This window comes from Qipengyuania profundimaris, assembly GCF_030717945.1.
Classification (GTDB): Bacteria; Pseudomonadota; Alphaproteobacteria; order Sphingomonadales; family Sphingomonadaceae; genus Qipengyuania; species Qipengyuania profundimaris.
Genome location: NZ_JAVAIM010000001.1, coordinates 40,705 through 61,120, shown reverse-complemented (window position 1 = coordinate 61,120; position 20,416 = coordinate 40,705). Strand labels below are relative to the sequence as shown.

Below are 20,416 nucleotides of genomic sequence, written 5' to 3'. Positions count from 1 at the left end.
GTGTGGTCAACGCCCCTCGGGTTTTCGGGGGCGCCCCCGCCCCCCCCCCCCCCCGCCCCCCCCCGGCAAATTCCGTGTTGGGGGGGGGGGGGGGGGGCGAGGGCCGGTGCCGAAGCGGCGGTCCGAGGGGCGGGGATCAGCGACATCTCTCCAAACCGCCGACAATCATAAAGTAAAATTCTCGCCCAGATACAGCCGCTTCACGTTTTCATCGGCCACCAGCGCCTGCGGCGTTCCCGCGAACAGCACCTGGCCGCCGTAGATGATGCAGGCCCGGTCCACGATCTCCAGCGTCTCGCGGACATTGTGGTCGGTGATCAGCACGCCAATGCCGCGCGTCTTCAGATCCTTCACCAGATCGCGGATGTCGCTGATCGAAAGCGGGTCGATCCCGGCGAAGGGCTCGTCGAGCAGCATGATCGATGGCTTGGCCGCCAGCGCCCGCGCGATCTCGCAGCGGCGCCGCTCACCGCCGGACAGCGCCATGGCCGGGCTGGTGCGCAGCCGCGTCAGGCCGAATTCTTCGAGCAGGCGTTCGAGTTCGGCAGCGCGCGTATCGGCATCGGGCTCGACCATTTCGAGCACGCAATTGATGTTCTGCTCCACCGTCATGCCGCGAAAGATGCTGGTTTCCTGCGGCAGGTAGCCGAGGCCCAGGATCGCGCGGCGGTACATCGGCAGGTTGGTGACGTCCTGCCCATCCATCATGATGCGCCCGGCGTCAGGGCGCACGAGGCCCATGATCGAATAGAAGCAGGTCGTCTTGCCGGCCCCGTTCGGACCGAGCAGGCCGAGCACCTCGCCCTTGCCGACGCTCAACGAAATGTCGGTCAGGACGGCGCGCTTGTCATAGCTCTTCGCAATGGAAACGACTTCGAGGCCGCCCTGCGGGATCGGTGGGGCGGCGTCGTGAACCGGGTCGGCAACGGTGGCGGGATCGATATCGGCCATGTTGCGCGCCATACGCAGACAGATCGCAGGTGAAAACCCTCGGACGCGTGTTCTTCGACGAATTGGCAGGAATCCTGCATGGACGACTTCCATGCCGATCCGGGACGGATTTGCGCACGTTCGTTGCGTGCGCTTGCCAGCCCGCAGTAAATTTGAAACAATACGACTCGGGTAGAGAAATTCGGGGAGAGTGCCGTGAACAAGGCGCTACACGACGATCACGACGCACACACCGGCCGCCGCGCGTATCTGCGGGACTGGCGCAAATCGATGAGCGACAATGTCGCGCTCGCTTTGCTGGTCTATACCGGCCTCCAGATTTTCGTGACCGTCCATGCGATGAAGCAGGGCATGAGTTCGATCGCGCCGTACCTCTTTCTCGTTGCCCTTGTTGTCGGCATCATTCCGTTCTGCCGCAAGTTCGAGCATCGCTGGACACGCCTTTCGGACGAAGCGGCGCACGATCCCGCACTGTCCGGCGCCTTTCGCCGCGACCAGATCGCCCTGTGGGCGCTGGCAATCGTCACGCCGCTGGCGTTGACCGCTTTCTTCCGCCTTATCTTCGGCTGAGCGAGGCATTCGCTTCGCGCGGGCTGGCAGTTGCCACGCCATGCGCACATGCCTACCTGCAAACGGATGACCATTATCCGTAAGCCTTCGCAATGATCGACAGCGCCGCCGCGGTTGCGCGCTGCCAGGAACTCGTCGACCTCGCCCGGGCACGCGGTGCCGATGCTGCCGACGCCGCCTGTCGCGCCGGAGCATCGGAAAGCGTATCGGTCCGGCTGGGCGAACTGGAAGAAGTCGAGCGCTCCGAAAGCGAGGAGATCAGCCTGCGGGTTTTCGTCGGCAGGCGATCGTCCTCCATCCAGACCAGCGACTTCGCACCCGAAGGCCTCGCCATCCTTGCCAAGCGTGCGGTGGAAATGGCGCGGCTGGCTCCGGAAGATCCTTATGGCGCGCTCGCCCCGGAAGACCGGCTCTTCAGCGGCGAGGCCGCCGATCTCGAACTGCTCGATCCGGACGATCCTTCGCCCGAAGAGTTGCGGGCTGCCGCACTGGCAGCGGAAGATGCGGCCCGCGCGGTGAACGGCGTAACCAATTCCAACGGCAGCAGCGCCGGTGCCTCGCGCAGCGTATTCGGCCTCGCCACTTCGAACGGCTTTGCGCGCGGCTATGCCAGCGGATCGCACACGCTCTCCGCAAGCGTGGTTGCGGGCGAGGGCGGCGGCATGGAAACCGATTACGCCTATCGTACGCAGCGCTTTCGCTCCGACCTGCCCGGAGCGGACGAAATCGGCCGCGAGGCGGGCGAGCGGGCGGTGCGCAAGACGGGCTCCACCTCCATGCCCTCGCGCAAGATGCCGGTCGTGTTCGAACCGCGCGTCGGCAATGGCGTGCTCGGTCACCTGCTCGCCGCGATGAGCGGGCCTGCAATAGCGCGCAAATCCAGCTTCCTGATCGGGCGCGAGGGCGAGCAATTGTTCGACAGCGGCATTCGTGTGCGCGAGGAACCGTTCCGCAAACGCGGCCTGCGCTCACGCTATTTCGACGGCGAAGGCGTGCCTTGCAGCGAGCGATTGCTGGTCGAGGACGGGAAAATCGGCGGCTGGCTGACTAATGTCGCATCGGCCAACCAGCTCGATCTCGACCTGACAGGCCATGCCGGACGCGGCGGAGGCGGGGCTCCGGGCGTATCGGCCAGCAATATCGTGCTCGATCCCGGAACGGTTTCGGTCGAAGAGCTCATCGCCGATATCGAGGACGGCCTCTATGTCACGGGCTTGTTCGGGCAAGGCGTCAACCTCGTGACCGGCGATTACAGCCGGGGGGCGAGCGGCTTTCGCATACGCGGCGGCGAAATTGCCGGTCCGGTGTCCGAAATCACGATTGCAGGGACGCTGCCGGACATGTTCCGCGCGCTGACTCCGGCGAACGACCTCGAACTGCAACGCGGCATAGATGTGCCGACCTTCCGCATCGACGGCATGGCGGTCGCGGGAGAATGATCGTGCGGATTCTCTTCCTTCTCGCGCTGCTCATCGCCGCTCCCCTGTCCGCGCAACTCGTCGAACCCGCGCCGAGCGAGGAGCCGCAGCCCACGCCGACGCAAACGATTGCCGCGACGCAAGGCGCGGGCGACGACGACCGCATCGCGAGCCGCATCTCCGGCATCTTCGCCGCGCTGCCAGCTTTCGAGCAGGTGTCGGTCGAGGTGAACGAAGGCGTCGTTGCTCTGTCGGGCACCGTGCCTGCCGAAGAGGATGTTGCCCGCGCGGAGGAGATCGTCTCGCGCGTTGCGGGTGTGGTGACGGTCGAGAACGGGCTGGAGCGTGACGTATCGCTGGCAGCAGGCACGGCGGGCTTGACCAGCCTCGCCGATCGGTGGAGCGATCTGGTCAGGATGCTGCCGCTGATTGCCGTCGCGCTGCTGGTGTGGGCCGGGATCGTACTGCTCGGCTATCTGATCGCGGGCCTCGGAGCGCTCTGGCGCCGGATCGCGCCCAACGGCTTCCTTGCCGAGCTGATCGCTAGCGCGATCCGCTTCATCGCCGTCGTCGGCGGGCTGGTAATCGCGCTCGACATGATCGGGGCGACGGCCTTGCTCGGCGCGGTTCTGGGCGGTGCGGGCGTCATCGGCCTCGCGCTGGGCTTCGCCATGCGCGAGACGGTCGAGAACTACGTCGCCTCGCTGATGCTGAGCCTGCGCCAGCCGTTCCGCGCCAACGACCACGTGCTGATCGACGATCTGGAAGGCCGGGTCATCCGCCTGACCAGCCGCGCGACCGTGTTGATGACGCTCGACGGCAATCACCTGCGCATTCCCAACGGTCAGGTCTTCAAGGCGGTCATCACCAATTACACCCGCAATCCGCAGCGCCGCTTTGAGTTCGACCTGGGCGTCGATGCGGATGACGATGCACGGGCCGCGCGAAAGCTCGGCCGCGATACGCTAGCGGGGCTGGACTTCGTGCTCGCCGACCCGCCGCCCGAAGCGCGGATCATCGAAGTTGGCGATTCCAACGTGGTCATCCGCTTTCTCGGCTGGATCGACCAAAGCCGGACGGATTGGTGGAAAGCGAAGACCAATGCCATCCCGGCGGTCAAGACGGCGCTCGAAGATGCCGGATTCGGCCTCCCCGAGCCGATCTATCGCCTCCGCTTCGACCCGCGCTCGGCCAGTGTGCCGTTCGACAGCGGCACGGCAGCGGCTGACGCGAAGCCGCGCGACGAGCAGCCCAGCCAGCCCGTCCGGCAGATCACAGTCACCGAAGAGGACGAGGACGTCCGCCCGACCGACGAGATCGCGCAGATGGTCGATGCGGAGCGGCGCCAGGGCGGCAGCGAGCAGGAAAAAGACCTGCTCGATCACAGCCGCCCGGTCGAGTAGCTCCTACTTGTCGTTTTCGTATCGCTCGATGCTTTCGAGCACGATCCGGCGTGCTTCGGCGGCATCGCCCCAGGCACCGACGCGGACCCACTTCTCTTTTTCGAGATCCTTGTAATGGGTGAAGAAGTGCTCGATCTGCTGGAAGATGATGCTCGGCAGGTCCTTGGTCTCGCCGACATCGGAATAATAGGGGAAGGTCGTGTCGACCGGCACGCAGATCAGCTTCTCGTCGCCGCCATGTTCGTCTTCCAGGTTCAGCACGCCGATCGGCCGGGCACGCACGACGCAGCCAGCGATGAAAGGCGAACGGGCAATGACCAGCGCATCGAGCGGGTCGCCATCGGGGCTGAGCGTGTGGGGCACGAAGCCGTAGTTCGCCGGATAGCGCATCGGGGTATGCAGAATCCGGTCGACGAACAGCGCGCCGCTGTCTTTGTCGAACTCGTACTTCACCGGCTCGCCGCCGGTCGGCACTTCGATGATGACATTGAGGCTTTCGGGCGGATTGTCGCCCACGGGGATCATGTCGATGCGCATTGATGCTCACTCTTTGTAGGTTGCCGCACCGGCCCTCTCCCCAGAAAGACTTCGCGGGGGCCTCTAGCCTTGTGTGTATATTGCGGCAACCGCCTTCCTCGCCTAAGCGCGCGCCATGTCGAAAACACCTCAAGCTATCCGCGGAACGCAAGATATTTTCGGACCCGACGCCGAGGCTTTTGCCTTCGTGGTCGAGACCTTCGAGCGCGTGCGCAAGCTCTACCGCTTCCGCCGGGTCGAAATGCCCGTGCTCGAAATGACCGAGGTGTTTGCCCGCTCGATCGGTGAGACGACAGATGTCGTCGGTAAGGAAATGTATTCATTCGAAGATCGAGGTCGTGACCAAGTGACGATGAGGCCTGAGTTCACCGCGGGCATTGCGCGGGCCTATCTTTCGAACGGTTGGATGCAGTACGCCCCGATAAGGGTAGCCACACACGGGCCACTGTTTCGTTTTGAGCGCCCGCAAAAGGGGCGCTACCGACAATTTCACCAAATTGACGCTGAAATCCTTGGCGCTTCCGAACCGCAAGCCGACGTCGAACTGCTTGCGATGGCGTATCAACTGCTGAACGAACTCGGGATCGAGGGAGTTACCTTGCACCTCAATACCTTAGGTGACGGTGACAGCCGCGAAGCCTGGCGCGCCGCATTGGTCGAGCACTTTCGCGCGGTGAAGGACGAGTTGAGCGAGGATTCGCGGGAGCGGCTCGAAAAGAATCCGCTGCGAATACTCGACAGTAAGGACCGCCGGGATCAACGCTTCGTCGATGACGCGCCGAAGATCGATCAATTCCTCTCCGACGACGCTCGGGCATTTTTCAATGCCGTCACAGAGGGTCTTGATGCGGCAAACGTGAAGTGGGTTCGCGCAGAAAGCCTTGTGCGAGGCCTTGATTATTACCGTCATACCGCTTTCGAATTCATTCCTGACGAGGGAAGTGCAGCGGCGAGCAAACTTGGTAGTCAGAGCACCATTCTGGGTGGGGGGCGTTACGACGGATTGGTCGAGAGCCTCGGCGGCCCGTCAACTCCAGCGGTCGGATGGGCCGCGGGCATCGAGCGATTGGCGATGCTCGTCGAAACGAAAGAAGAACCCAAATCGGACGCAGTCGTCGTTCTGGAAAACGAAGCCTACATGGAGCAGGCGCTTCAAGTTATCTCGCGACTGCGTGCGGCGGGTTTTTCTGCAGAACTCTTTGCCAGCGGCTCGCCACGGAAGCGTTTCGATAAAGCAAAGAAGATCCCATCGCACAGCCTCGTGTCTTTTCCGGTTTCGGAAAGTGGCGTGACCGTGCGCGTAATGGGCGACGGAGGAGATGTCGCGACGGCGGTCGAGAACTTGGTCTTGGGGGCTGAATGACCATCCCACGCGAACGCCTCGACCAGATTGCCCATCGCTTCGCCGAGCTCGAGGCGCGCATGGCGTCGGGCCAGCTTGAGGGCGAGGAATTCGTCCAGGCGAGCCGCGACTATGCCGAGCTAGAGCCGGTGGCCAGGGTCGCCGCCGAGGTGAAGGCTGCGCGCGAGGAGATTGCGAGCCTCGAGGACATGCTCGCCGATCCTGAGATGAAGGCGATGGCGGAGGAAGAGCTCGGCACCTTGCGAAAGCGCCTGCCCGAAGCCGAGCGCGAGCTGGCCGTCGCCATGCTGCCGCGCGACTCCGCCGACAACAAGCCCGCCATGCTCGAAATCCGTGCCGGTACGGGCGGGGACGAAGCGGCGCTGTTCGCCGGCGATCTTTTCCGCATGTACGAACGCTTCGCCGCCGAGCAGGGCTGGAAGGTGGAGCCGGTCAGCATGAGCGCCAGCGAAGTCGGCGGCTTCAAGGAAATCGTCGCCAACGTCACCGGCAGCGGCGTGTTCGCCAAGCTCAAGTTCGAAAGCGGCGTCCATCGCGTGCAGCGCGTGCCCGAGACAGAGAGTGGCGGGCGTATCCACACCTCCGCCGCAACCGTGGCGGTGCTGCCGGAACCGGACGAAGTCGATGTGCAGATCGATCCGGGCGATCTCAAGATCGACACCTATCGCGCCAGCGGGGCGGGCGGCCAGCACGTCAACACCACCGATTCCGCCATTCGCATCACGCATGAGCCGACCGGCCTGGTGGTCACCTGCCAGGACGGGCGCAGCCAGCACAAGAACAAGGAAAAAGCGATGCAAGTCTTGCGCGCGCGGCTCTACGAGCAGCAGCGCGAGGCGACGCAAGGGGCCGAGGCCGAAGCGCGCAAGGCCATGGTCGGCAGCGGCGACCGCTCAGAACGCATCCGCACCTATAACTTCCCGCAGGGGCGCGTGACCGACCACCGCATCGGCCTGACGCTGCAGAAGCTGCCGCAGATCATTGCGGGTCCTGGCTTAAGCGAACTGGTCGACGCGCTAATCGCCGAGGACGAGGCCAAGCGCCTCGCGGCGATGGCGGAGTGACCGTCGGCGACGCTGTTCGCGAAGCCGCACAGCGCCTCTCTGCCACCAGCGATACCGCACGGCTGGATGCCGAACTGCTGATGGCACATGCAACCGGCACAACGCGCTCGGACTTGCTGATGCGGCACATGCGCGAGCCGGCGCCTACCGGCTTCGCTGCCTTGGTCGAGCGGCGTTCGGCAAACGAGCCCGTGGCGCATATTCTAGGGCGGCAGGAGTTTTTCGGACTCGACTTCGCCGTTACGAAGGACACGCTGATCCCGCGCGGTGACAGCGAGACGATCGTGCAGGCCGCGCTCGATCATGCGAGGCTCGACGCGCGTGCGCTGGACATGGGCACGGGGAGCGGCGCGTTGCTGCTGGCGTTCCTCTCTGCGCGCCCGGTCGCGACGGGTATCGGGATCGATATTTCAAGTGCGGCGCTGGCTGTGGCGCAAGGGAACAGCGAAACGCTCGGGCTTCAAGATCGAGCGGACTTCCGCGTCACAAGCTGGCTGGACGATGGCTGGGCCGACGATCTCGGCAAGTTCGACCTGATCCTGTGCAACCCGCCTTATGTCGAGGACGATGCCAAGCTCGATCCCGATGTGCGCAATTTCGAGCCAGCCTCCGCCTTGTTCGCCGGTCCCGAGGGGCTTGACGACTATCGGGCGATCGCCCCGCAGCTTGGCAAGCTACTTTTGCCGGGCGGCATCGCAGTGCTGGAAATCGGCTGGAAACAGGCAGGCGCAGTGTCGGCAATCGCCCGCGAATCGGGGTTCGAAACCGAGCTTCGCCACGACCTCGCGGGCCGCCCCCGGGCATTGATTCTCAGATAAGGGTTGGCAAAGCCGATTCGACCCTTTACCTCTGGCCACAGGCCAGTGGTGCGCGGCATGTCCGACCCGGTGGCCTAAGCCCCGACATATGCAGTTCCGGTGCGCGGCCCTTAAAGCCTCGCATACCATGCAGGAAAACGGGGCACGCGCCATGCGACAAGCGCGGGCGCGCAAGGGGCAAGCGGCCATAGGCGGACCGGGGGTCCGCGCCGCGCCATGAATGAGGATTACCTACCCTTGAACAACAATCGCAATAACCGCCGTCGCGGTCGCAACAACCGCAATCAGGGCGGCGGCAACTCGGCCAACCGGATCGACAGTCGCGCGCGGGGCAATGCGCCCCAGCTGCTCGACAAGTACAAGAAGCTTGCCCAGGACGCCCAGCACAATGGCGACCGGGTGCAGGCGGAATATTATCTCCAGTTCGCCGACCATTATTTCCGCGTGATCGCCGACAACAAGGCACGGCAGGACGAGCAGAAGGCCAAGCGCCAGGACGATCGCGGCCAGAACCAGTCGGACGATGACGACGGCGACGACAATGACGATCGCCGCGACAACAACCGCCGCCAGCGCTCGCGTCGTGACGATCAGGACGAAGGCGGCCGGAAGGATCGCGGGGACAAGCCCCCCAAGCGCTCGCGCAAGAAGGACGCCCAGGACGACTCCAACTCCTACGAGCCCGACGAGAATCCCTTCGTTCGCCGCGACGAGGACGACCAGCCCAAGAAGCGCCGGGCTCCGCGCAAGGCCAAGAAGAACGAAGAAGGTCAGGCCGGTAGCGAAGGCGAGATCGACGCGACCGTGCTGCCGCCCTCGATAAGCGCCGCCGACGAGGGCGAGGCCAAGCCCGCTCCGCGCCGTCGCCGCAAGAAAGATGCCGACGAAGAGGCCAACGCAGCCTGATCGCGCTTGATCGGCGGGACCGATGGAATAGGGCGAGACCGATGGATTCGCTTCTCGGTTTCGCCCGCCGTCATCCCAATGTGACGCTGCTGCTGCTCGGCGCGCTGGCCGCGCTCGGCTACCCGCCGCTCGGCCTGTGGCTCGTCGCTATTGTCGCTACGGGGGCCTTCGCGCTGATTGTTGCCGACAGCGCGACTATCGGCATCGCCGCAAAGCGCGGCTGGCTGTTCGGCGTTGCGCATTTCACCGTCACCAACAACTGGATCGCGACGGCCTTCACCTATCAGGCCGAAATGCCGCCCGCGCTCGGGTGGCTCGCAGTGCCGCTGCTGTCGCTTTACCTCGCGGTCTATCCTGCGCTCGCAGCCGGTCTGGCGAAGGCGTTGGTTCGCAATGGTTCGGGTCCAGCCTTCGCGCTGGCACTGGGTGCCAGCTGGATCCTCGGCGAATGGCTGCGCAGCTGGGTCTTCACCGGCTATTCCTGGGGGCCGTTCTCGCTTGCACTGATGGGGCCGTGGGACCGCCCGGGATTTGGCGCGCTGTTGCCCTTTGCGGGAACTTACGCCCTTTCGGGCATGGCGGTCTGTGCTGCCGCTCTGCTGGCGATGCTGGTGGTCGCGAAGCGCTGGGTCCCGCTCGCCGCGGCGGCTGCGGCGTTGGTCGCCGGCATGTATTTGCCTGCCGGTGCGGGCCGCGAGGGCTATTTTCCTCTGACGCTCGTCCAGCCCAACCTGCGGCAGGAAGAAATCGACGACGCGTCGAAATATGAGAGCCAGTTTCAGACTATCGCCGGTCTCAGCACGCCGCAGCGACCGGTCAGCCAGCGGCTTGTCCTGTGGCCCGAAAGCGGCGTGCCGGACTATCTGCGCGACGGCTATCCGCAGCGCTATTATGACCGTATGACCGCTGGCGCGAACCCGGCTTTCGCCCGTGCCCGCATCGGCAGCACCATCGGCGAGGGATCGCTTTTGCTGACCGGCGCGCAAGATCTCGAACTCGAGGAGGTCGATGGCCTGCGGCGGGCCACCGGCGCCTACAATGTCGTGCTGGCAATAGATGGGCAGGGAGAGATCATCGACAGCGCAGCCAAGTCGCACCTCGTGCCCTATGGCGAATACCTTCCCATGCGCGCCCTGCTGGAGCCTCTCGGTGCAAGCCGGCTGGTCGCAGGTACGATCGACTTCCTGCCGGGGCCCGGGCCGCAGAGCCTCGACCTCGGCAGCTATGGCAAGGCAGGTATCCAGATCTGCTACGAGATCGTCTTCTCCGGCGAAGTGACAGATCGCGACAACCGGCCCGACTATATCTTCAACCCGTCGAACGACGGATGGTTCGGCGCCTGGGGCCCGCCCCAGCATCTCGGCCAAGCGCGGATGCGTGCGGCGGAGGAGGGGTTGCCCGTTCTCCGCTCCACCACCACCGGGATCAGCGCGGTGATCGACGCGCGCGGGGTGGTGCGCGAGCATATCGGGCGCAATATCGCAGCGCGGGTCGATACGCTGGTGCCGCCCGCGCACGAACCTACCTGGTTTGCGCGGCTCGGCCATTGGTTGACGCTCGCGTGGGGGCTGCTGCTGTGTGCCGGATCGCTGGTTGTAATGCGGCACCGGCGCGGCTAGGCCGACGCAAGCACATAAAGACATCTTTATATCGGGACGATCGGCTGCATGCGTAAAAGTTATCTCTTTACTTCGGAAAGCGTTTCGGAAGGTCATCCCGACAAGGTTTCCGACCAGATTTCCGACGCCATCGTCGATCTCATGCTCGGCAAGGATCCCGAGGCGCGCGTGGCTTGCGAAACGATGACGACGACCCAGCGCGTGATCCTGTCCGGCGAAATCCGTTGCGCTCCGATGTATGACAACAACAATCCAGACTGGGCCGACAATGGCGGCTGGGCACCGGGCGCGAAGGACGAGATCGAACAGGCCGTTCGCCAGACCGTCCGCGAGATCGGCTACGAGCAGGACGGGTTTCACTGGAAAACGCTGACGTTCGAAAACCACCTTCACGGCCAGTCTTCGGAGATCGCCCAAGGCGTCGATTCCAGTGGCAACAAGGACGAGGGCGCGGGCGATCAGGGCATCATGTTCGGCTTTGCCTGCGACGAGACGCCCGATCTCATGCCGGCGACGCTAGACTACAGCCACAAGATCCTCGAGCGGCTCGCCGCCGACCGCAAGAGCGGCGCGGCACCCTTCCTCGAGCCCGATGCCAAGAGCCAGCTCTCGCTGCGCTATGAAGGCGGTAAGCCGGTCGCCTGCACCGCGATCGTCGTCTCGACGCAGCACGGCAAGGGTTATCATGAGGGCGAGAAAGAGGCCGAGCTCAAGGCCTATGTCCAGAAAGTCGTCACCGAGATCCTGCCGGATGGCTGGATTTCTGGCGATACCGAATGGCACATCAATCCGACCGGCGCCTTCGAGATCGGCGGCCCCGACGGCGACGCAGGCCTGACCGGTCGAAAGATCATCGTCGATACCTATGGCGGCGCGGCCCCGCATGGCGGTGGCGCGTTCAGCGGCAAGGACCCGACCAAGGTCGACCGCTCGGCCGCCTATATCACGCGCTACCTGGCCAAGAACATCGTCGCCGCCGGCCTCGCCACGCGCTGCACGATCCAGCTCAGCTATGCGATCGGCGTATCCAAGCCGTTGTCGCTTTACGTCGATACCCACGGCACTGCCGCCGATGGTGTGTCCGACGAAGCTCTCGAGAACGCAATCCGCGGGATCGAAAAGCTCGGCGGCCTGACCCCGCGCGGCATTCGCACGCATCTGGGGCTCAACAAACCGATCTACCGCGAAAGCGCAGCCTACGGCCACTTCGGACGGCAGGCCGACGGCGACCGCTTCCCGTGGGAGCGCACCGATCTCGTAGAAGATCTGAAGGCGGCTCTAGGCTGAGCTAGACGTCGTGCTCTCCCTTGCGTGGGCTGGGGGCGTCTAAGGCCAGTTCGGCCTCGGAGAAGGTGAAGGGGCTACGCACGCCCGGGATCCCGCCGAGCTCGATCTGCATCTGCCGCGCCTGCACCTGCGGGTCTGCGAAGACCGCATCGATGGCGTTGATCGGGCCAGCCGGAATGCCATCCTCCGCGCAATCGCTTAGCAATTCGGCGCTTTCCCACTTGGCCGTTTCCGCCGCGATGATTTCGTCGAGTTCCGTGCGATTGGCGAGCCGGGCTTCGTTCGTTGCGAAGCGCAAGTCACCCAGCAGGTCGTCCCGCCCGAGCAGGGTGAGCAGCTTGCGGAACAGTCCGTCGTTCGCGGGCGCGAGCACGACCTCGCCATCGGCGGTCGGGAAGACCCCGTAGGCGCTCACCTGCGCATGTTCGTTGCCCATGCGCGGCGGGTTTTCCCCGGTGCTGAGGAAATGCGTCGCCTGACTGGCAAGCAAGCCGACCGAACAATCGAGCAGGGCCATGTCGACATGCTGGCCGCGCCCCGTCCGCTCCCGCATGGCGAGGGCAGCCTGAATGCCGATCACCGAATAAAGGCCACAAGTCAGGTCCGAGATCGAGATTCCCATTTTCATCGGCTGGCCCTGCGGTTCTCCGGTCAACGCCATGAAGCCGCCCATCGCCTGAATGACGAAATCGTAGCCCGCTTCATGCGCGCGCGGGCCAGTCTGGCCGAACCCAGTAATGGAGCAGTAGACCAGCCGCGGATTGGCCTTCGCCAGCTTATCGTAATCGAGCCCGAATTTGGCCAGCGCGCCGGTCTTGAAATTTTCCAGCACCACGTCGGCGTTGCCTGCCAATTCCCTCACTCGATCGAGATCGCTCTCGTCACGAAAGTCCGCAACGATGCTACGCTTGCCGCGATTGGTCGCATGATAATAGGCCGCTTCGCGATCGCCATTCTCCCGCTCGATCCACGGCGGCCCCCATTTGCGGGTGCCATCGCCATCGGGGCTTTCCACCTTGATGACGTCCGCGCCGAGATCGGCGAGAATCTGTCCGGCCCATGGCCCCGCCAGCACGCGGGCGAGTTCGAGGACCTTCAGCCCGGCGAGCGGTGCCTTCGGATTGCGCGGGGTATCGAGCCACATGGGCGTGCCGTGCGGGGCGGAGCGCGCCCGGTCAAGTCACTCCATGCCGACGCTGGCAGCGAGCGAGCCGACGGCATCAAGGAATTCCTCGCGGAAATCCTGCACCACCTGCCTGCTCGACCGCACCTGCTCGACCAGGCCGACGCCCTGTCCGACGAAATAGCTCACCAGCTCTCGCGCCTCCGCATTTCCGGCCGCCGCCTCGCGTTCGATGCGGGCGAAGGCGGGTTCGGATACCATGCCCATGAGCGGCATCGGCAGCGTGCCGGGGCCGTCGTTCGCGTCCCAGGCATCGTGCCATGCGGTCTTGAGCTGGCGCGCGGGCTTGCCGGTGCGGCTGCGCGAGCGGACCGTATCGCGGCTGCGCGCAGCGACCATCTTGTCGCGGAAGGCCTCGCTGGTTTCGGCTTCCGGCGTCGCCAACCAGACCGAGCCGGTCCATGCGCCCTGCGCGCCCGCGGCCATCATCCCGGCCATCTGCCCCCCGGTCATGATGCCGCCTGCCGCCAGCACGGGGATGTCGTGGCCTGCCCGCGAAAGCGCGCGGACGACCTCGGGGATCAGAACCAGCGTCGAGACTTCGCCGCAATGCCCGCCGGCCTCGCCGCCCTGTGCGACGATGATGTCGACGCCGGCCTCGGCCTGCCGGATCGCGTGTTCTTTCGCGCCCACCAGCGCCGCGACCGGCACACCGCGCGCCTTGCCCTCTTCGATCATCGCGGGTGGGGCGATGCCGAGCGCGTTGGCAATCAGCTTGATCGGATGCCGGAAGGCGACCTCCATCAGCGCCAGGCCGTTCTCGGGTGTGATCCCCATCCGCTCCTTCAGGATCGGCATTTCGGCTTCCGGCGAGATGCCATATTGGCCCAGCATCTGGTTGACGAAGCCCTGGTAGGACGGATCGATCGCTGCCGCACGGCTCTTGTTGTCGGCCAGTTCGCGCACGCTGGCATCGACGACCTCCGGCACCAGCACATCGACGCCGTAAGGGGCGCCATCGACATGCGCGTCGATCCAGGCGAGTTCTTCCTCCAGCTGGTCGGGGCTGAACCGCGTCGCGCCGAACACGCCGAACCCGCCCGCCTTGCTGACCGCCGCCACGACATCGCGGCAATGGCTGAAAGCGAATAGCGGAAACTCCGCCCCGGTCATTTCGCATACGCGGTTCATCGGCATATCTCTCTCCCTATTTCTCGGGAGCGAGAGTGCGAGATTGGACCGGGGCTGGCAAGTCCCGTTGCGTTACGAAACGTATTCCGCCGTCGTCTTCGCCGCGACTTCCTCTGCCGTCACACCCGGTGCCAGCTCGATCAGCTTGAAAGGGCTGTCGTGATCGGGGCGCTGGAACACGGCGAGATTGGTCACGATCATGTCGACCACGTTGGTACCGGTCAGCGGCAGGGTGCATTCGGGAATGAACTTCGGGCTGCCGTCCTTGGCGGTGTGATCCATCACCACGATAATCTTCTTCACTCCGGCGACGAGGTCCATCGCGCCGCCCATGCCCTTGATCATCTTGCCCGGGATCATCCAGTTGGCGATGTCGCCGTTCTGGGCCACCTCCATCGCGCCGAGCACGGTAAGGTCGATGTGACCGCCGCGGATCATGGCGAAGCTTGCCGCGCTGTCGAAATAGGCGCTATGGTCGAGTTCGCTGATGGTCTGCTTGCCGGCATTGATGAGGTCGGCGTCTTCCTCGCCTTCATAGGGGAAAGGTCCGATGCCGAGCATGCCGTTCTCGCTCTGCAGCGTCACATGCATGCCGTCGGGAATATGGTTGGCGACCAGCGTCGGGATACCGATGCCGAGATTGACGTAATAGCCGTCTTCCAGCTCCTGCGCGGCGCGGGCGGCCATCTGGTTGCGGTCCCAGCCGATTGTTTCTGCGGTCTCGCTCATGCTTATTCGCTTTCGTTCATGATATTCGGTGCGGTGCTCGCGTCGGACGGCATCCAACGCGTTTCCGGCGGGAAGACCTCGTCCAACGAGCCTTTCTGCCATGCCCCGTAAACGGGGTTGGGCATGAGGAACCAGCCATTGCCCCAGAGCTGTGCATATTCTCCGCGCGCGACCATGGCGCGGCGGGCTTGGATCGCATCCTCGTCGGCATTGAAGACGTCGGCGAAGTCGCCGAGATTGTCGCCAGCGAGCGCGATGACGCAGAACCGCTCGGCGATGGTCGCGCGGCGGCCGTCCTTGCGGCTGCCCATGGCGTCGTCACCGCGCAGGAAGAGGTTGTCGAGATGGACGGCAGGTCCGGCACCGACGGCCTCGATCGCGGCGGCGGTCCCGGCAGCATTCTCGCTGTTGCGGTTGGTATTGAAAATCACCGTGATCCCGGCTTCGCGCAGGCGGCGAAGGCCGGTGACGGCACCCGGCACCGGCGCGGCGATCCCGGCACCGCCATCGGCCCATTGCGCCCATTCCTCGGGCACGAAGGGTTTGCCCGAATAGGCCGCCCAGTACTCGTAGCCATTGTTGAGCAGCACGGTCTCGTCGACATCGAAGACGGCGGCGAAGGGCTTCATCGTGCCATCGGCAGCGACGCAGGACGGGGTGCCGATGCCCCCTTGCACATCGGGCAGGCCCATCGGAACCGATTGCGGGACCTTGCGCTGGCGGCTCACGGCGATCGCATAATCGGCCAGTTGGCGCCACGTCTGGATCGACGCACCGGCCGCTTCGCCCGAGGCATAGAGCCAGCGCATCCCGTCCGGTGCGGCGCGTTCTCCTGCCGGGAGAGAGGGCGGGACATCCGCCGCGACTTGCGGCGCGACCGGTTCCGCGACCGTCGTGGCGCAGGCCGATAGCGCCAGCGCCGCAACCGTGACGAGCAGGCTCCGCATCATGCCGTCTCCCGCTCGCGCGTGGTGACGAATTCGATCTTCTTGTCGTAGGGCGCGCCCACGATCATGCGCTGGACGTAGACGCCCGGGAGATGGATGCAGTCCGGATCGAGGCTGCCGGTCGGCACGATTTCTTCGACTTCGACGACGCAGGCCTTCCCGCAGGTCGCGGCGGGCAGGTTGAAGTTGCGCGCGGTCTTGCGGAAGACGAGGTTGCCGGTTTCGTCCGCCTTCCATGCCTTGACGATGGCGAGATCGGCGAAGATGCCGTGCTCGAGGATATACTCTTCCATCTGCCCGTCCCGGTTGGCGAATTTCTTCACCTCCTTGCCCTCGGCCACCTGCGTGCCGACGCCGGTCTTGGTGTAGAAGCCGGGGATGCCCGCACCGCCGGCGCGCATGCGTTCGGCGAGAGTGCCTTGGGGGCAGAATTCGACTTCCAGCTCGCCGGAGAGGAATTGCCGTTCGAACTCCTTGTTCTCGCCGACATAGCTGGAGATCATTTTCTTCACCTGCTGCGTGCGCAGCAGCATGCCGATGCCTTCATTGTCGATGCCGGCATTGTTGCTGGCGAAGGTCAGGTTCTTCACGCCCGAATCGCGAATAGCCTCCAGCAACCGTTCGGGGATGCCGCAGAGGCCGAATCCTCCGCTGGCGATCAGCATGTCGTCCTTCAGAAGCCCGTCGAGGGCGGCGGCGGCGTCGGGATAGAGCTTGTTCATGAGCCGAGCGCTTAACCGCTTCGCGAAGCCCTGTCACCTGCATGCCGTAGGGTCGTCGATTGCGAGTAAGCTGACATTGAAGATTCGTTCGAGGCACCTGTTGCGATCCGCGCAACACAGCTTGTTCTTTTCGCATTTGCACAATCCGATGGTGCAGTGCACATAGAGCGTGCCTTTTAGGCATCCTCTCCCAAGACTTTCATAGCCCGACTGGTTTTCCAGTCGGGCTTTTTTCTGTCTGCTGCGGACCTCTCGCAGGGGCTCGTTCATTGCATCGAAGAGGTCCAGTTCCCAGCTAGGCCCGGTTACGACAATGGACGAAGGGAAATCGCCCACATGGCAGATGCGGACGCCGCACTAGCGGACAAGACGGTCAGGTTGCAGGTAGCAGCCGCGCGGAACGAGGAAAGCGGACAGGGCATCGCCCGCATGCCGCGCACCACCTTCCAGGCGCTCGGCATCACCGAAGGCGATGTCGTCGAGATTACCGGCAAGCGTTCGACCGCCGCCGTCGCCATGCCCGCATATGACGAGGACCAGAGCCTCGAGGTTATCCGCCTCGACGGCCTGCAGCGGGGCAATGCCGAAGTCGGCTCCGGCGAGCATGTGAAGGTTGCTGTGGCCGAATCGCGCCCCGCCACCCGCGTGGTATTCGCACCGGCCCAGCGCGAGATGCGGCTGCAGGGCCCGGCCCAGGCGCTCAAACGCAATTTCTTCCGCAAGCCGCTGGTTGCAGGCGATCTCGTCGCCACCACTGGCCAGCAGCCGGTGCAGAACATGCCGCAGGAAGTGCGCCGTATGTTCAACGCGCCTGCCTACGCGCTCACCCAGATCCGCCTTAGCGTCGTCTCCACCACACCCAAGGGCATCGTCCATATCGACGAGAATACCGAGGTCGAGCTGCGCGCCGAATTCGAGCAGCCGCGCGATGCGCGCGCGATCATCAATTACGACGACGTCGGCGGCATGGGCGAGACGATCCAGCAGCTGCGCGAGATGGTTGAGCTGCCGCTGCGCTATCCCGAACTGTTCACCCGCCTCGGCGTCGATCCGCCCAAGGGCGTATTGCTGCATGGCCCGCCGGGAACCGGCAAGACGCGGCTGGCGCAGGCGGTCGCGAATGAGAGCGACGCCAACTTCTTCACCATCAACGGCCCCGAAATCATGGGCTCGGGCTATGGCGAAAGCGAGAAGGCGCTGCGCGAAGTGTTCGAGCAGGCGAGCAAGTCCGCCCCCGCCATCGTCTTCATCGACGAGATCGATTCGATCGCGCCCAAGCGCGACCGCGTGCCGGGTGAGGCGGAAAAGCGCCTTGTAGCCCAGCTGCTCACGCTGATGGACGGGCTGGAGGCGCGCTCCAATCTCGTGGTCATCGCGGCGACCAACCGCCCGGATGCCATCGACGAGGCGCTCCGCCGCCCGGGCCGCTTCGACCGCGAGATCATCATCGGCGTACCCGACGAAAAAGGTCGCCGCGAAATTCTCGGCATCCACACGCGCGGCATGCCGCTGGGCGACAAGGTCGACCTCAACGAGCTGGCAAAGGGCACTTACGGCTTTGTCGGCGCGGATATCGCTGCTCTGGCGCGCGAGGCGGCGATCGATGCCGTGCGCCGGATCATGCCCAAGATCGACCTCGACGAGCGGACCATACCGCCCGAAGTCCTCGACGAGCTCTACGTCGGCCGCGAGGATTTCCTTTCCGCGCTGAAGCGCATCCAGCCCAGCGCCATGCGCGAGGTGATGGTCCAGGTTCCCAATGTCGGCTGGTCCGACATCGGCGGCGTCGGCGAATCGATCGAGAAGCTGAAGGAAGGTATCGAGCTTCCGATGAAGAACCCGGATGCCTTCCACAGGCTCGGGATCCGTCCCGCCAAGGGGTTCCTGCTCTATGGCCCTCCCGGCACCGGCAAGACGCTGCTGGCCAAGGCCGTCGCCAAGGAAGCGGAAGCGAACTTCATTTCGATGAAGAGCTCCGACCTGCTGAGCAAATGGTATGGCGAAAGCGAGCAGCAGATCGCCCGCATGTTCAAACGCGCGCGTGCCGTCGCCCCGTGCGTCGTATTCATCGATGAGATCGACAGCCTCGTGCCCGCCCGCGGGTCGGGGCAGGGCGAACCGCAGGTCACCGGCCGTGTCGTCAACACCATCCTCGCCGAAATGGACGGGTTGGAAGAGCTGCAATCGGTCGTCGTCATCGGCGCGACCAATCGCCCGACGCTGGTCGATCCGGCGCTGCTACGCCCGGGTCGCTTCGACGAGCTGGTCTATGTCGGTACGCCGGACAAGGCTGGGCGCGAGCAGATCCTCGGCATCCATACCAAGGACATGCCGCTGGCAGAGGATGTCAGCCTCGCCGATGTCGCAGGCGAGACGGCGCGCTTTACCGGAGCCGATCTCGAAGATGTCGTGCGTCGTGCGGGCCTTAACGCGCTCCAGCGGGCGGGCGGGGACGTGCAGAACGTCACCGCCGCCGACTTCACCGAGGCGCTGAAAGACAGCCGTGCGACCGTCACCAGCAAGATGGAGGCGGAGTACAAGAAGATGCGCGGCGAGCTGAAGAAACGCGCCGCCGACATCCAGCCTATCGGCTTCATCCACGAAGGGATGGTCGAGCCGACGCGCGACCGGAAGCATGGCGTCGAGGTCGATGCCGACGGCAGCGAAAACGCTGCAGACTAACCGCCCGTAACGCGCTGGTTCGCCGCCTCGACTTCGAGCCGGTGGCGGATCAGCGCTTCGGGCTGGTTTTCCTTGAGCCAGCCGAGCATGTGCTCGCGCACGTCGCAGCGCAGCGTCCACAGATCGCCGATCGTCGCCGAACTCATTGCCAGGCGCAATTCGATGCTCTCGGGGTAAGCTTCGGTCATCTGCAAAGCGAGATTGCGCCCGTCCCATAGCGGATGATTGGTCACGAACCGCTCGAATTCCTCGCGGATCGGCGTGATCTCCGTAATCGGATCGAGATGCAGCATCACCGGAGCCGTGAGTTTTTCGCTCACGCGCGACCAGTTCTCGAAGCTCTGGTCGAGAAAGCGGCTGGTCGGCACGACGAGGACCCGTTCGTCCCAGGTTCTGACAGTCACGAAGCTCATGCGGATTTCCTCCACTCGCCCTGCCTGTCCGTCGACCTTGACGAGGTCGCCGATCCGCAGCGGCTGGGTCAGCGCCATTTGCAAGCCCGCGATCAGCGATTTGAGCGCGGGCTGGGCAGCTGCGCCGACCGCGAGGGCGGCGAGACCGGCGGAGGCCAGCATGGTCGTCCCCACATCGCGCACGCCGGGGATGTTGAGCATGATCAGCGAGATCGTGATGATGATGATCGCGACGCGCAGGGTGCGCGACAGTATCGCGATGCGCGTCATCCGCCCGCGCTGGGCAACCGGGTCCTCGCTTTCGAGCGACTGTTTTTCGTAGCCGAGCGCCGCGCCCTTTACGGCGGCAAACGCGAGCCACCCGACCAGCGCCGGAACGATGAAGGATGCGAAGATGTCCCACCCGCGCCCGACCAGCGCATCGTTCTCCGCGGCGACGGATATCGCGAAGCCAACCATAGCCCAGCGCAGCGGGCGGCGGACTGTATCGAAAACGATGTCGTCCACTTGGCTTGACGATTTGCGAACTATCCGCCGAAGCAGGGCGAACACGACCCAGTGCACGATCAGCGCAATCGCCACCGACCCGCCGAGCACGATCAGATGCTCGAGCATGGCCTCGTAGGAAATCGGCCAGTTGCGTGGGTCGAAGCGTTCAAGCATTGGGCGACCG

General features: G+C 64.6%; 18 protein-coding genes. 10 read left to right on the top strand and 8 right to left on the bottom strand.

Annotation, left to right across the window (positions count from 1 at the left end):
* Positions 1-165 precede the first annotated feature (165 nt).
* A complete protein-coding gene (gene lptB, locus Q9K02_RS00260; protein WP_305931069.1) occupies positions 166-951 on the bottom strand; it encodes an LPS export ABC transporter ATP-binding protein in 786 nt (261 codons plus the stop codon).
* Positions 952-1,146: 195 nt separating this feature from the next.
* On the opposite strand from lptB, the gene Q9K02_RS00255 reads away from it, so the two are divergent.
* From Q9K02_RS00255 to Q9K02_RS00245, 3 genes are all read left to right on the top strand, one after another.
* Positions 1,147-1,521, top strand: coding sequence for a hypothetical protein (locus Q9K02_RS00255; protein WP_305931068.1), 375 nt, complete (start codon positions 1,147-1,149; stop codon positions 1,519-1,521).
* A gap of 92 nt (positions 1,522-1,613) precedes the next feature.
* Complete coding sequence (locus Q9K02_RS00250; protein ID WP_305931067.1) at positions 1,614-2,960, top strand: TldD/PmbA family protein; 1,347 nt, start codon at positions 1,614-1,616, stop codon at positions 2,958-2,960.
* A complete protein-coding gene (locus Q9K02_RS00245) occupies positions 2,957-4,342 on the top strand; it encodes a mechanosensitive ion channel family protein (RefSeq protein ID WP_305931066.1) in 1,386 nt (461 codons plus the stop codon). Before Q9K02_RS00250 ends, Q9K02_RS00245 begins: the two co-directional genes overlap by 4 nt.
* Before the next feature lie 3 nt (positions 4,343-4,345).
* Here Q9K02_RS00245 and ppa read toward each other — a convergent pair whose 3' ends face one another.
* Positions 4,346-4,879, bottom strand: coding sequence for an inorganic diphosphatase (ppa, locus tag Q9K02_RS00240; RefSeq protein WP_305931065.1), 534 nt, complete (start codon positions 4,877-4,879; stop codon positions 4,346-4,348).
* 115 nt (positions 4,880-4,994) lie between these two features.
* Here ppa and hisS point away from each other — a divergent pair, with 115 nt between their 5' ends.
* The 6 genes from hisS to metK all read left to right on the top strand — a co-directional run bounded on the left by hisS (position 4,995) and on the right by metK (position 11,936).
* Positions 4,995-6,242 (top strand): histidine--tRNA ligase, encoded by a 1,248-nt coding sequence (hisS, locus tag Q9K02_RS00235; protein WP_305931064.1) that lies wholly within the window; start codon positions 4,995-4,997, stop codon positions 6,240-6,242.
* Positions 6,239-7,306, top strand: coding sequence for a peptide chain release factor 1 (gene prfA, locus Q9K02_RS00230; protein WP_305931063.1), 1,068 nt, complete (start codon positions 6,239-6,241; stop codon positions 7,304-7,306). The genes hisS and prfA overlap by 4 nt, the downstream gene beginning before the upstream one ends.
* Positions 7,303-8,124, top strand: coding sequence for a peptide chain release factor N(5)-glutamine methyltransferase (gene prmC, locus Q9K02_RS00225; protein ID WP_305931062.1), 822 nt, complete (start codon positions 7,303-7,305; stop codon positions 8,122-8,124). Before prfA ends, prmC begins: the two co-directional genes overlap by 4 nt.
* A gap of 237 nt (positions 8,125-8,361) precedes the next feature.
* A complete protein-coding gene (locus Q9K02_RS00220) occupies positions 8,362-9,030 on the top strand; it encodes a DUF4167 domain-containing protein (protein WP_305931061.1) in 669 nt (222 codons plus the stop codon).
* A 41-nt stretch (positions 9,031-9,071) separates the two neighbouring features.
* A complete protein-coding gene (gene lnt, locus Q9K02_RS00215) occupies positions 9,072-10,649 on the top strand; it encodes an apolipoprotein N-acyltransferase (protein ID WP_305931060.1) in 1,578 nt (525 codons plus the stop codon).
* A gap of 48 nt (positions 10,650-10,697) precedes the next feature.
* Positions 10,698-11,936 (top strand): methionine adenosyltransferase, encoded by a 1,239-nt coding sequence (gene metK / locus Q9K02_RS00210; protein WP_305931059.1) that lies wholly within the window; start codon positions 10,698-10,700, stop codon positions 11,934-11,936.
* Position 11,937: 1 nt separating this feature from the next.
* On the opposite strand, the gene Q9K02_RS00205 is transcribed toward metK, so the two are convergent.
* The 5 genes from Q9K02_RS00205 to Q9K02_RS00185 form a co-directional block, all read right to left on the bottom strand.
* Positions 11,938-13,080, bottom strand: coding sequence for a CaiB/BaiF CoA transferase family protein (locus tag Q9K02_RS00205; protein ID WP_305931058.1), 1,143 nt, complete (start codon positions 13,078-13,080; stop codon positions 11,938-11,940).
* A 36-nt stretch (positions 13,081-13,116) separates the two neighbouring features.
* Entirely contained in the window at positions 13,117-14,256 is a 1,140-nt protein-coding gene (locus tag Q9K02_RS00200) for an NAD(P)H-dependent flavin oxidoreductase (protein WP_305931057.1), read from the bottom strand.
* A gap of 66 nt (positions 14,257-14,322) precedes the next feature.
* Complete coding sequence (locus Q9K02_RS00195) at positions 14,323-14,979, bottom strand: CoA transferase subunit B (RefSeq protein WP_305931056.1); 657 nt, start codon at positions 14,977-14,979, stop codon at positions 14,323-14,325.
* 2 nt (positions 14,980-14,981) lie between these two features.
* Positions 14,982-15,929, bottom strand: coding sequence for a 5'-nucleotidase, lipoprotein e(P4) family (locus tag Q9K02_RS00190; RefSeq protein ID WP_305931055.1), 948 nt, complete (start codon positions 15,927-15,929; stop codon positions 14,982-14,984).
* The gene (locus tag Q9K02_RS00185) at positions 15,926-16,648 is read right to left on the bottom strand and encodes a CoA transferase subunit A (RefSeq protein WP_305931054.1); all 723 of its coding nucleotides are present in this window, start codon (positions 16,646-16,648) and stop codon (positions 15,926-15,928) included. Before Q9K02_RS00185 ends, Q9K02_RS00190 begins: the two co-directional genes overlap by 4 nt.
* A 336-nt stretch (positions 16,649-16,984) precedes the next feature.
* On the opposite strand from Q9K02_RS00185, the gene Q9K02_RS00180 reads away from it, so the two are divergent.
* Positions 16,985-19,330, top strand: a complete 2,346-nt coding sequence (locus Q9K02_RS00180; protein WP_305931053.1) for a CDC48 family AAA ATPase — start codon at positions 16,985-16,987, stop codon at positions 19,328-19,330.
* Here Q9K02_RS00180 and Q9K02_RS00175 read toward each other — a convergent pair.
* Entirely contained in the window at positions 19,327-20,406 is a 1,080-nt protein-coding gene (locus Q9K02_RS00175) for a mechanosensitive ion channel family protein (protein ID WP_305931052.1), read from the bottom strand. The genes Q9K02_RS00180 and Q9K02_RS00175 overlap by 4 nt on opposite strands.
* Positions 20,407-20,416: the final 10 nt, after the last annotated feature.

Bases quoted from the DNA above. Each gene is read 5' to 3' on its own strand.
- lptB (WP_305931069.1), bottom strand. From the start codon at position 951: ATGGCCGATATCGATCCCGCCACCGTTGCCGACCCGGTTCACGACGCC.
- Q9K02_RS00250 (WP_305931067.1), top strand. From the start codon at position 1,614: ATGATCGACAGCGCCGCCGCGGTTGCGCGCTGCCAGGAACTCGTCGAC.
- Q9K02_RS00245 (WP_305931066.1), top strand. From the start codon at position 2,957: ATGATCGTGCGGATTCTCTTCCTTCTCGCGCTGCTCATCGCCGCTCCC.
- ppa (WP_305931065.1), bottom strand. From the start codon at position 4,879: ATGCGCATCGACATGATCCCCGTGGGCGACAATCCGCCCGAAAGCCTC.
- hisS (WP_305931064.1), top strand. From the start codon at position 4,995: ATGTCGAAAACACCTCAAGCTATCCGCGGAACGCAAGATATTTTCGGA.
- prfA (WP_305931063.1), top strand. From the start codon at position 6,239: ATGACCATCCCACGCGAACGCCTCGACCAGATTGCCCATCGCTTCGCC.
- lnt (WP_305931060.1), top strand. From the start codon at position 9,072: ATGGATTCGCTTCTCGGTTTCGCCCGCCGTCATCCCAATGTGACGCTG.
- metK (WP_305931059.1), top strand. From the start codon at position 10,698: ATGCGTAAAAGTTATCTCTTTACTTCGGAAAGCGTTTCGGAAGGTCAT.
- Q9K02_RS00205 (WP_305931058.1), bottom strand. From the start codon at position 13,080: ATGTGGCTCGATACCCCGCGCAATCCGAAGGCACCGCTCGCCGGGCTG.
- Q9K02_RS00200 (WP_305931057.1), bottom strand. From the start codon at position 14,256: ATGCCGATGAACCGCGTATGCGAAATGACCGGGGCGGAGTTTCCGCTA.
- Q9K02_RS00195 (WP_305931056.1), bottom strand. From the start codon at position 14,979: ATGAGCGAGACCGCAGAAACAATCGGCTGGGACCGCAACCAGATGGCC.
- Q9K02_RS00190 (WP_305931055.1), bottom strand. From the start codon at position 15,929: ATGATGCGGAGCCTGCTCGTCACGGTTGCGGCGCTGGCGCTATCGGCC.
- Q9K02_RS00185 (WP_305931054.1), bottom strand. From the start codon at position 16,648: ATGAACAAGCTCTATCCCGACGCCGCCGCCGCCCTCGACGGGCTTCTG.
- Q9K02_RS00180 (WP_305931053.1), top strand. From the start codon at position 16,985: ATGGCAGATGCGGACGCCGCACTAGCGGACAAGACGGTCAGGTTGCAG.
- Q9K02_RS00175 (WP_305931052.1), bottom strand. From the start codon at position 20,406: ATGCTTGAACGCTTCGACCCACGCAACTGGCCGATTTCCTACGAGGCC.